This is a genomic window from Pseudorhodoplanes sp., from assembly GCF_050250235.1.
Lineage (GTDB): Bacteria > Pseudomonadota > Alphaproteobacteria > Rhizobiales > Xanthobacteraceae > Pseudorhodoplanes.
The window spans coordinates 64,619-75,352 of sequence record NZ_JBFWPA010000024.1 but is presented as its reverse complement, the minus strand read 5'-3'; the positions used below and the strand labels follow the sequence as shown (position 1 = coordinate 75,352).

General features: G+C 61.4%; 11 protein-coding genes. 4 read left to right on the top strand and 7 right to left on the bottom strand.

Features of this window, described 5'->3' with window-relative positions:
* Together AB7F49_RS13380 and AB7F49_RS13375 are read right to left on the bottom strand one after the other, a co-directional pair.
* The coding region (locus tag AB7F49_RS13380) for a recombinase family protein (protein WP_428523055.1) at nt 1-1,819 on the bottom strand (1,819 nt) is incomplete at its 3' end.
* A complete protein-coding gene (locus AB7F49_RS13375) occupies nt 1,809-2,003 on the bottom strand; it encodes a hypothetical protein (protein ID WP_428523053.1) in 195 nt (64 codons plus the stop codon). The genes AB7F49_RS13380 and AB7F49_RS13375, both read right to left, overlap by 11 nt.
* Before the next feature lie 76 nt (nt 2,004-2,079).
* Between AB7F49_RS13375 and AB7F49_RS13370 the strand changes: the two genes are divergently transcribed.
* Nucleotides 2,080-2,463: a hypothetical protein gene (locus AB7F49_RS13370; RefSeq protein WP_428523051.1), complete on the top strand. Its 384-nt coding sequence runs from the start codon at nt 2,080-2,082 to the stop codon at nt 2,461-2,463.
* Nucleotides 2,464-3,252: 789 nt separating this feature from the next.
* Here AB7F49_RS13370 and AB7F49_RS13365 read toward each other — a convergent pair.
* The 5 genes from AB7F49_RS13365 to AB7F49_RS13345 form a co-directional block, all read right to left on the bottom strand.
* Nucleotides 3,253-3,969, bottom strand: coding sequence for an ABC transporter ATP-binding protein (locus AB7F49_RS13365; protein ID WP_428523067.1), 717 nt, complete (start codon nt 3,967-3,969; stop codon nt 3,253-3,255).
* Nucleotides 3,962-4,717 (bottom strand): ABC transporter ATP-binding protein, encoded by a 756-nt coding sequence (locus AB7F49_RS13360; protein WP_428523066.1) that lies wholly within the window; start codon nt 4,715-4,717, stop codon nt 3,962-3,964. The genes AB7F49_RS13365 and AB7F49_RS13360 overlap by 8 nt, the downstream gene beginning before the upstream one ends.
* The gene (locus AB7F49_RS13355) at nt 4,714-5,763 is read right to left on the bottom strand and encodes a branched-chain amino acid ABC transporter permease (protein ID WP_428523049.1); all 1,050 of its coding nucleotides are present in this window, start codon (nt 5,761-5,763) and stop codon (nt 4,714-4,716) included. The genes AB7F49_RS13360 and AB7F49_RS13355 overlap by 4 nt, the downstream gene beginning before the upstream one ends.
* Nucleotides 5,727-6,596, bottom strand: coding sequence for a branched-chain amino acid ABC transporter permease (locus AB7F49_RS13350; RefSeq protein WP_428523047.1), 870 nt, complete (start codon nt 6,594-6,596; stop codon nt 5,727-5,729). Before AB7F49_RS13350 ends, AB7F49_RS13355 begins: the two co-directional genes overlap by 37 nt.
* Before the next feature lie 89 nt (nt 6,597-6,685).
* Nucleotides 6,686-7,897 carry an ABC transporter substrate-binding protein gene (locus AB7F49_RS13345; RefSeq protein WP_428523045.1) on the bottom strand — a complete coding sequence of 404 codons (1,212 nt, stop codon included), beginning with the start codon at nt 7,895-7,897 and terminating at the stop codon, nt 6,686-6,688.
* 360 nt (nt 7,898-8,257) lie between these two features.
* Between AB7F49_RS13345 and AB7F49_RS13340 the strand changes: the two genes are divergently transcribed.
* The 3 genes from AB7F49_RS13340 to AB7F49_RS13330 all read left to right on the top strand — a co-directional run bounded on the left by AB7F49_RS13340 (nt 8,258) and on the right by AB7F49_RS13330 (nt 10,733).
* Complete coding sequence (locus AB7F49_RS13340; protein ID WP_428523064.1) at nt 8,258-9,865, top strand: benzoate-CoA ligase family protein; 1,608 nt, start codon at nt 8,258-8,260, stop codon at nt 9,863-9,865.
* 83 nt (nt 9,866-9,948) lie between these two features.
* On the top strand, nt 9,949-10,350 hold the full coding sequence (locus AB7F49_RS13335; RefSeq protein WP_428523043.1) for an FAS1-like dehydratase domain-containing protein: 402 nt from the start codon (nt 9,949-9,951) through the stop codon (nt 10,348-10,350).
* The gene (locus tag AB7F49_RS13330; protein WP_428523041.1) at nt 10,347-10,733 is read left to right on the top strand and encodes a MaoC family dehydratase; all 387 of its coding nucleotides are present in this window, start codon (nt 10,347-10,349) and stop codon (nt 10,731-10,733) included. Before AB7F49_RS13335 ends, AB7F49_RS13330 begins: the two co-directional genes overlap by 4 nt.
* Nucleotide 10,734: the final 1 nt, after the last annotated feature.

Genomic DNA, 10,734 nt, shown 5'->3' with positions numbered 1-10,734 from the left:
CCGGTGCTGACAGGAAGACCGGGATCTTGAGGTGCGACCGATGTGCCGTGACCTGCTCGCGAGTCCAGCGAATGCCATGTCCGGTCACCAGGCCGTTGCGGTTGAGAATGCCGGCGATCAAATCATCGCTGGCGATCAGCACCAGTTGTCGGATGGCCGCAATGATGTCGGCTGAGGTGCTGTTGCGCTGCCCGCGCCGCCGCTTAGGCAAGCGCAGTTCGGTATGGACACCGCCGATCCAGTGGATCAGCAGGACGATCTCGGAAGCTTCATCGTCGATATCGGCGACCACCTCGCGAATGACGGTGCGCACGATGCGCTTCTTGAGCCTGGCATCCGTCGCCGGGGATGACCAGACAGTTCGCAGGTTCGTGGCCAGCGCCGCAATGTCCGCCGTCAGCGCAGGCGATGGCCTCGGCGTCGCGGCATCATGTGCGGCAATCTTGCCCTCGATCTCGCCGACTTGCGCGAGGGCACGTTTCCATCGCAGCTCCAGTTCCGCAGCGACCAGCCGGTTCTCGGGATCGGCGGCATCGTATTGCCGGAAAGCCTGGTCGGCAGCGAAACGGGTAGCTTCCAGATCGCGGTCGAGGGCGCCCCGGACCTGATCGCAGTGAGCGGCCGCCTGCGCCTCGGCCTCGGCGGCGGCTGCGACCGCGCCAGGCTCGACGACCCGCAAAAGGGCTTCTCCAATAGCGTCATCAACGCGCAGCCCGCCGAAGGCGATGCAGCGCGGCTCACCATTGTCGAGCAGACCCCGCCAGCAAGAATAGCGCGGAATGGTGTGGCTGGTACCTGTGTATCGAACCGTGAGCTTGCGGCCACAGCGCCGGCACCGGACAAGCCCGGCGAGCAGCGCATCGCCATGCTTGGGCGCTCCGTGATCCGGGCCCGCGGGCACGTTATCGCTCACCATCTTGCGGATCGCCTCCGCCCGCTCCCAACTGACATAGCCTTCATGGCTGCCCGGAATCAGCGCCAGCCATTCCTCGCGCGCCTTGCGTCGAATGCCCGGCCGAACGGCCGACGCTCCAAATCCCGGCGCAACACGAGTCCTACCATAAGCATAAGCGCCGCCGTAGATCGGGTTCTCAATCATCCGGTGGATGGTGGCGTAGCTTGGCCTGCGCCAGATGACGTCACCGTTGTTGCGCCTGGCGGGCAAATCCAGCCCATGTTCAAGGAACCACATCAGGGCCTGCCGAGCGCTGCCGAGTTCCGCCACCTTGTCGAACACCAGGGTGACGGCTTCCTGCACGCGGCGATCGGGATCCTCATCGAGCCGGTCCCCGACCTTCACGAAGCCGACAGGGGCCGCAACCACGAGTTCGCCGCGCCGGGCCTTCTCATACCGGGCAGACAGCGAGCGCTGGCGCAGAAGATCGAGCTCATACTCATTGAGGCTTCCCTTCAGCCCCAGCAGCAGCCGATCGTTGCCTTGCCGCGGCGCGTAGACCGTCTCCTGGTCAATCAGCACGGTGTCGACGACGCGACACATCTCGATGAGTTGTTGCCAGTCGCGGCTGTTGCGGGCAAACCGCGACACTTCCCGCGCCGCGACGGCACCGACCTTGCCGAGGCAGACCTCGGCGACCATTCGGTCGAAACCGGCGCGTGCGACGCCGCCGGCGGCAGAACGGCCGAGATCGTCATCGACGGTCTCGACCCGAGACCAGCCAAGTGCTGTCAGGCGATCTCGCATCGCATATTGAAGTGCGCTGCTCTCCCTGTTGTGCAAGACCTGATGGGCCGACGACTGCCGCACATATAGGATCGCCTTGCGCTCCAGATGGTGCGGGCCGATCTTCTCATGCATCATGATCCGAGCCCTCCCGCTGTACGGACTGATCGCCGTCGACGCGGTCCAGGATCAGGCGCACCATCAGCCTGGTCAGCAGTCGGCGCGTCTCTTCCGGCAGCGCCTGCCATGGCGGGATCTGCACGGTCTGCGGAGCAGAGTTGAAGAACAGATCGGACTGGTGTGTCGTGGGCTGGCGCGGCATGGACATCTCCCCGATTCGGGCCGTGAGCGTCCGATGCTGCGTCTATCCCGCTCGATTGCGATGGCTCGCGTGTGTCATGAAGAAGCGCAGCCAGGGCACCAAGCACGGCAAGGTCGACGTGCGGAGCAGCCCAAATGCGCCAACTCGCACTGAGCATCCGATCGAACATCCACGCCGGGACCTCAAGCCATCGATCCGACGCCTGTCCGGAAACGCTGCAACGGAAGACCGCCGCGTCACCCTTCTCGATCACTTCATGGTTGTGGACCTGCCGCCCGGTCCAGGGATGCCAAGGATAAAGGAGTTCACGCTCAACACCGGTCCTGTGGGCGTTCCGTTGTCGAGTTGTACAACAGCTCACGGCCGCACTCGGCCTTGGGCGGGCAAACGCCGGAGGAAGTCCACCGGGGCTTCCACGGCATCAGACTGGCGGCTTAACGTCGTGAAGAAACAAGCTTAGCAACGCCGCCAATCTGTCCGGGGAATGGGGACCAGCTCAGATTATAGGCTTTACTATATGCTCGACTGGCTTTGCACACTGATAGCGGAAACGGCGCCAGGCGGCTGGACCGCTCGCGGGCGGCCGGATCGCGGCTCCTCCCGGCTATGTCGAGCTGTTTGGTTGTCTCGTACACGAGCACGCGTACGGCACCGTGATGGCGCTCAGGTTTCGGATCACGTCAAGGTGGTGGGTAATCAACGCCGTGGTGCTGCCGCGGCTGCCTTGCAGGCGGATATCGGCGTAGGAGCAGGCCGCTTGTTGGTCGCCGCGCCTGACAGGCCGACGCCCTGCATGGCCGCCGTGCGCGCGCGGGATCGTTAGACTGAGCCAACCACCGTCGACGTAAGCCTTCCAGATATCTGCAAAAGCGGGCGGCGTGCGCACGCGCCTCTACTCGAACGCGCGACCCTCGGCGTCCATCGCGGCTGTGTGCGGCGATATCCGGTCGCGCGCGAATTCGGCGCCGCTTCGCAAAATGTCGCGCGTCAGCGGGCACATCGAGATCAACAAAATTGGCTTGGATTAAGACGCCGCTAAGCCCGGTCACATTTTTCAGCGTGTCAAGGTTATCCGAAATTGGCGAGTCGTAGGTTATTCCGGCAAAACCTTACGATGTTCTTTTCAGTGAGGCCGCGCCGTTCAGGGCGTAGGTGGCTGATGCGAATTTGTGCGTCGGCGGCTCGCGGGCGCAGGGTCTTCATTCGTCGTCTGCAATCAAAGGGGACGCTTCCAATGAGGCGATGGATTCTACACGCTGAGATACTTAGTTAACATGGTCATATCAGCGCGGAGCTCTCTCCCAATGCCTTCGAGCGCGATTTTCCCCTTGACCAAAACGATACAGCGATCCGCCAATCGGCAAACGGAGCGGTAGTCCTTATCGACGACAATGCTGGCAATCCCGTGCTGGCGGATGTCGCGCAGAATTGACCAGATCTCCTTTGCAACGAGCGGCGCAAGTCCTTCAGTAGCCTCGTCGAGAATAAGGAGATCAGGATTGGTCATTAGCGCACGTCCGATCGTCAGCATCTGCTGCTCTCCGCCGGACAGTTGAGTGCCGCCGTGGTCAAGTCTCTCTCTCAGGGGGGGGAAAGTCTTGAGCACGCGCTCGAAGGTCCAGTCACGGCTCCCGTTGAAGCCGCGTCGCGCGGCCATGACGAGATTTTCCCGAACCGTAAGATTGCCGAAAATTCCGCGCCCTTCGGGAACGTAAGCAATTCCGGCGCGTGCGATCGCGTCAGGAGTACTTTTCATCATGTCTATGCCGCGCACGCGCACGGCACCTGATCTTTGCCGCACAATCGACAAGATAGACCGCAGCAGGGTGCTCTTGCCCATGCCATTTCGTCCCATGAGACCGATGCATTCTCCCGGACCGACGGAAAAAGTGATCCCGTGAAGAATGTGACTTTCGCCATAGAAGGCGTGGAGATCCCGTGCCTCTATCAAAGGAGAGTCATGCATGGTCATCCGTGCCAAGGTAGGCGCTATGTACCGCTGCGCTGTTGCGAATGTCGCTCGGCGTCCCGCTTTCGAGCAGTTGGCCGTTCACCAACACTGTAACGCGGTCTGCGAGCTGGAAAACCGCGTCCATATCGTGCTCGACCAGCAGAATGCCGTGATCGCGCGCAAGGCTCTTGAGGAGTTCGACCATCAGCCCCGATTCATCGGCACCCATGCCGGCGAACGGCTCGTCCAGCAACAGCAGCGACGGCGCAGTCGCCAGGCACATGGCGATTTCAAGCTGCCGCTGCTCGCCATGACTGAGCTTTGATGCAATTCTGTTGGCGCAATGGCTCAAGCCGACCGCTGAGAGTGCGGCCCTGGCGCCTTCGTTCAGATGCTCGTAGCGGGATGCATCTCGGACGAAGCGCATTGAAGTCGGAAGGCGGGATTGCGCCGCGAGGCGGGCATTCTCGAAAACGGTGAACGGCAGGAATATATTTGTCTTTTGATAGGTGCGTCCGATGCCGGCCTGTGAAACCTGAGAAGCAGAACAATTGGTTGTCTCTCGATCATTAATATAAATGCCGCCGCTCGTTGGCTTGAGTTCACCCGAGAGAAGGTTGATCAGGGTCGACTTGCCGGCGCCATTGGGACCGATGAAAGCGTGGATCTCGCGCGGCCGCACCTCGATCGAAATATCCGATACGGCGGCGAGCCCGCCAAAGCGCTTGCAAAGCCTCTGCGTCCTGAGTTGCACCGGGCTCATGTCGCGGAGGTCCGTTCTCGTGTCGACGCCGCGGTCTTCGTCAGGGTGCGTTCGCGGGTGGAAAAAAGGGCTGTAAAGCCGCCCGCCAGGCCGTGCGGCAGCTTGATAACCGCCAGAATAATGATGCCGCCCATCAGCAGCAGCCAATGCTTCGTCAGCTCGGAGAGGAACTCCTGGAGCAGGACGAGCGAGAACGTGCCCAGGATGGCGCCGGGCAGCGTGCCCATACCGCCGAGGATCACCATCATTAGCACCTGTGCTGACTGGTGCCAGCCGAGAAAGGAAGGGTTCACAAAGCCGAACTGCGCCGCCGAAAGATAGCCCGACAGCCCGGCGAAAGCGCCGGCAATGACGAAGCTGACAAGCTTGTAGCGAAAGGTCGCGTAGCCCAGGGAAAGCATCCGCCGCTCGTTCGTCCGGATCCCGAGCAGCGTGCGGCCAAACAGCGAATGCAGCATGACGCGCAGCGCGCCGTAGCAGAGCGCCATGGCGACGAGCGCCATGATATAGAAGTTGAAGGTCTTTTCGAGGTTGAGGAGATCGAAGCCGAAAAGCCGCAGCTCGGGTTTGGCGTAGATATAAACGCCGTCGGAGCCGCCCGAGAACTTCCCGTCGTGGAAAATGTAATAGACCATCTGCGCGAATGCGAGCGTGACCATTATGAAATAAACGCCGCTGGTGCGTAGGACGAATGTCCCGATGATCAGCGCGGCGGCGCCCGCCGCTAGCATCGAGACCGGCAGCGTGAGCCAGAAGTTGGGGGGGTCGTATTGCGGCGAGCTGAAAACGAGAGCGTAAGCGCCAAGGCCGTAAAAGGTCGCGTGCCCGAGACTGACGAGACCGGTGAAGCCGACGAGCAAGTTCAGGCTCATGGCGAAGATTGAGAGAATCATGATCTTCGTCACTAGCTGGATGTAGAAGTCGCCGCCGAAGAACGGGAACATCAGGAGGCAGCCAAAAGCGATCAACGCCAGCGCGTCTGGCGAACGGACGAATTTCTGTACCATCATCAAACCGCTTTCCCAAAAAGCCCCTCGCGCCGCCACAAGAGGACGACGGCCATGAGCAGATAGACGATCATCCCGGCGGCCTGCGGAAGAAGCACCTGGCCGAACGTGTCCGCGAGACCGACCAGCAGCGCGGCAGCCATGGTGCCTTTCACCGAGCCGATGCCGCCGATCACGACGACGACGAACGACGTGATCAGAACGGAATCGCCCATGCCCGGGGATATGGAGGATACTGGCGCCGCGATCATGCCCGCGAAAGCTGCCAAGCCGACGCCAAGGGAGAAGACGCCGCTGTAGACCAGCCTTATGTCGATGCCGAGACTTCGGACCATCTCTCGATTATAGGCGCCAGCGCGAATGGTCATGCCCAGGCGCGTATGCTGTATCAGCAGATACATGCCGGCGGCTATTGCGAGGCACACGACCGAGAGGAACAGACGATAGACTGGATAGCTCAACGTGTCCGTAAGCTGGATCGAGGAACTGAGCAGCGCCGGGATGGCGATGCTGTGAACGTCATTGCCTATGACGATGCTCCGGAGTTCCTCGAATATCAGGATCAGTCCGTAAGTGAGTAGAACCTGATAAAGGTGATCGCGATCGTAAAGATAGGAAAAGAACAGCCGTTCCAGCAAGGAGCCCAAGAGAAGTGCCACGGGCATGCCCGCCAAAATGGCTAGCAACAGGCTGCCGCTCAGGGAGGTCAGCGCGTATGCGAGATAGGCGCCGATCATGTAGAAGCTGCCATGGGCAAGGTTGATGATGCCCATGATGCCGAAGATTAGTGTCAGGCCGCTGGCGACGAGAAACAGCAACAGACCATACTGAACGCCGTTCAGTACTTGAATGAGAAATATTGTGGGATCCATCGCGTTTCGGGCCGCGCCAGCGTGCCGGCTGTGGTGATAATGGCGATGAGTCCTATCCCTTCCCGTGGGGCGGATTAGGACTGCGATACTCAGGCCAGCTTGCAGCCGCGGCCCGGATCCATCAGGGCCTTGGCGGCGACACCGACGACGATGTTCTTGCCGTTCTTGACTTCACGCAGGTAGATATTCTGTACGGGATTGTGGTTCTTGCCGATGGTAAAGGGGCCGCGCGGGCTATCGATTGTCGCCTGTTCAATGCCCTTCACCAGTTCGCCGCGCGCGCCGACGTCGCCCTTTACGGCATCGAGGCCAGCGGCCAACATCTGCGCCGCATCATAACCTTGAACGGCATACACATCAGCCTCGCCCTTGCCGCGAGCTTCGAAGGCTGAACGGAAGGCGTTGTCCTTGGGCGTGTTGAGGCCATCGCCGTAGTGCAGGGTGGTGAATAGCCCTTCGGCCGCTTGGCCCTGAGCCTTGAGCGTGCCGTCGGTCAGGAAACCGGTGCTGTATAGTGGTATCGACTTGCGCAGCCCCGCGGCATGGTAGTCCTTGACGAACTTCACCGCACCACCACCGGCGAAGAACACGAACACCGCGTCGGGCTTGATGTCGGCGATTTTGGTGAGCAGGGCCTGGAATTCGGTGTTTGGGAACGGCAGGTACAGTTCTTCGACGACTTTGCCGCCAGCCTTTTCGTAGCCTTCCTTGAAGCCGCCCAGGATTTCTTCGCCGCCAGCATATTTCCAGGTCAGTGTGACGGCGCGCTTGTGGCCGCGCTCAGTCATCACGGTCCCCATCGGGTAACCGGGCTGCCAGTTCGAGAACGAACTGCGGAAAATGCCCGATCCGCAGAGCGGTCCGGTCGCGGCGTTCACGCCCGCATTCGGAATGATCAGCAGAGAATTCGTATCGCGCGCCACTTTCGAAACGCCGAGTTGAACGCCTGAGTGGACGGTGCCGACGATCACATCGACCTTGTCACGGGTTACAAGCTTGTTGGTATTGTCTGCCGCCTTGCCCGGATCGGATTCGTCGTCGACGGCGACGTAGTCGACCGGCCTGCCGCCGAGCTTGCCGCCGCGTTCGTCGACCCGAAGCTTAAATGCCTCAGTGATATTGTGGCCTAAAGCGGCATAGGTTCCGGAGTAAGGCAGTAGGAAGCCTACCTTGACCGACACGGTTTGGCCGATAGCGAAGCGGACGGGCGTAAAGCCCGCGGCGGCGGCAAGTCCCGCAGCGCCTCTAAGGGCGGCGCGGCGGTTTATGCTGTTGCGCCCATTGCGATTTGTCGGCGTCATCTCGTCCTCCCAATATGGATTCTAGGCCGGGTATCTATCACGCTTTACAGCGCTGTAAAAGAAATTTTACATAAGCATAAAAACCGTCGGCCTTGCTGCCCGGTGCTGGCGCGGCGGACGCCTCGCGGGTTCCTCGGCGTGACGGTCGGTAGGGTTGCGGTTTGTGGTGTTGTCTGCTGCACATCGTTACATTGCGCGGGCCTTATTGCAGTATGCGTGCTTGCCGGTGCCGCGCTAACGCATTGGATGAGGCAGCGCGTCCCTTTGCCGCCTGAGTTTGCGACTTGACGAGGCTGATGACCTGCTCGATAATTTACAATTATGTAAAAACTGCCTTCAATAACGGAGACGAGGGTGAATATGTCCATGGGCATGGCGCAGATGCGCGAGCCGCAATCGGCTCTGAGCACGAATATCGTCGACTATCTTTTGGAGGGTTCGGCTGCGCCGGAGCATGCGTCGCGACCCTATATCGTTGCACCGGACCGCACGTGGAGCTTCGCGGCTCTCGACGAACGCGTCAGCCGTATCGGCAATCTGCTCAATTCGCTCGACGTGAAGCCTGGCGAGCGCGTGCTGTTTAGCGCGATGGACGGCATCGATTTTCCCGCGGTGATGCTCGGCATCATGAAAATCGGTGCGGTAGCCCTGCCGATCAATACCTACCTGAAGTCGCATGACTATCACTACTTCATCAGCGACAACGACGCTCAGGTGCTGATCGTCGATCACAGTCTAATGCCCATCATTAAGGAGATCTGCGCGGCGATGCCGCGGTTGCGGCACATCATCACGCTGCGCGCGCCGGTCGCCGGCTATCCGCTGCTCGACGATCTGATCGCCGCACAGAGCGCGCAATGCGCGAGCTATCCGACCGATCCTGATGCGATGGCCTTCTGGCTTTACAGCTCCGGCAGTACCGGCATGCCGAAGGGCGTGGTGCACACTGGTAACCACATGTTCTGGGCGACCGAACTCTTCGGACTCGGGGCGCTCGGGATTACCAAGGACGACGTCATTCTATCGCCGCCGAAGATGTATTTCGCCTTTGGCCTTGGCAACCAGGTTTATTTCCCGATCCGTAGCGGCGCGCAGGCTCTGGTCAGTCCCGACGCGATCACGCCGCAGCGGGTTTGGGAATTATGGCTGAAGCACAGGCCGACCGCGGTTTTCGGCGTTCCGACCTTGTTCGCCGGAATGTTGCGCTATGCCGAGGACCATATCGGTCAAGAGCGCGTGCGCGAGGCGTCCGTGCGGCTACGGCTGTGCATCAGCGGCGGCGAGATCCTGCCGCCGAGCTTGATGCAGCGTTGGCGCGATTATGTCGGCGTCGACATTCTCGACGGCTTCGGCACTACCGAGATGACGCACATGTTCCTCATCAACCGTCCCGGCCAGCCGGTGCCGGGCAGTTGCGGACGGCTGGTCGCCGGCTACAGCGCCGAGATAGTGGATGATGAAGGCCGGCCGGTGCCGAAAGGCGAGATTGGTAATCTGCGCATGTTCGGCCCATCGGCGGCGCGTGAATACTGGAACAAGCCGGAGCGCACCGCACTGACGATGGCCAAAGGCGGCGTGCTCACCGGCGACAAGGTCTTCGAAGACGAGGACGGCAACTTCTTCATGGTCGGCCGCGCCGACGACATGCTGCGCGTCGGCGGCATCTGGGTGTCGCCTGCGGAAATCGAGGGCGTCATCGCGCAGCACGCTAACGTGATGGAATGCGCGGTGGTCGGCACGCCCGACGAAGAGAACATGATCAAGCCGAAAGCCTTCGTAGTGCCGCGCGCGCCCGTCGCCGACGACGCGGCTTTCGTGGCCGATCTGCGCGCCTTCGTGCGCGAGCGTCTGGCGCATGTGAAGTGCCCGCGCTGGTTCGCGGTCCTCGGGGAACTGCCCAAGACCAGCACCGGCAAGATCCAGCGTTTTCGCCTGCGTGCGGGCGAAGGCGGCACCGCGCCGGTCTGAGTTTTTTACGATAATATAAAAACTGTTGACCGAGCCGGTGGCCCGGTTCTAAACAGGGATCGCCGGAAAGAGGCGTCACTCCGATGCGCATGGAGCGTTCAGGTCACAGCTATTCGCCGTACCGGCTCAAGCCGGATCGTGCGCTCGCCCGCAAATTCATGGCCGGGCTCGGCATCGATGCCGATCCCGAGCGGGTGCCGCCGACCTACATGATCTTCCTGCGCGGCGAGACGCTCGGCGTTAATCTATTCGTCGATCTCGACATACCGCGCCAGAAGGCGCTGCACGGCGGCCAGCGTTACGAATGGTTCGAGCCGATCGGCTGGGACGACGAGCTCGCCGTGCATGTCAAGGTCGATAAGATCGTCGAGAAGCAGGGCAAGCGCGGGCCGGTCTGGTTCGCCGACGTCACCTTCGATTATCGCCGCGTGAGCGACGACAAGCTCGTGCTGCGCGAACTCACGCGGTTGGTGAAGCAGTCATGAGCGCGATGAAGCCCGGCGACGTTCTGTTCGAAGTCACGCTGCCGCCCGCAGGCCGGGCGCGGCTGGCCGCCTTCTCCGAGGGCACGCAGGATCCGAACCCGATTCATGTCGACGAGGCTTTCGCCAAAGGCGCGGGATTCCCGACCGTGCTGCAGCAGGGGCCGATGACCACCGCGCAGTTCGCGCGCCTGCTCGATGAGTACGCCGGCGCGGGACGGACGCGGGTTCTCGACGTACTCTTCACCGCGCCGGTGTTTCCGGACGACTCTCTCGTGCTCAAGGCCGAGGTCGTCGAAGTTGGCGACATCGTCCGTTGTGCGCTCACGGCCAACAAGGCCGACGGTGCGCAGACCGCCAAAGGCACGGCCGAGTTCGCGCGCTAAC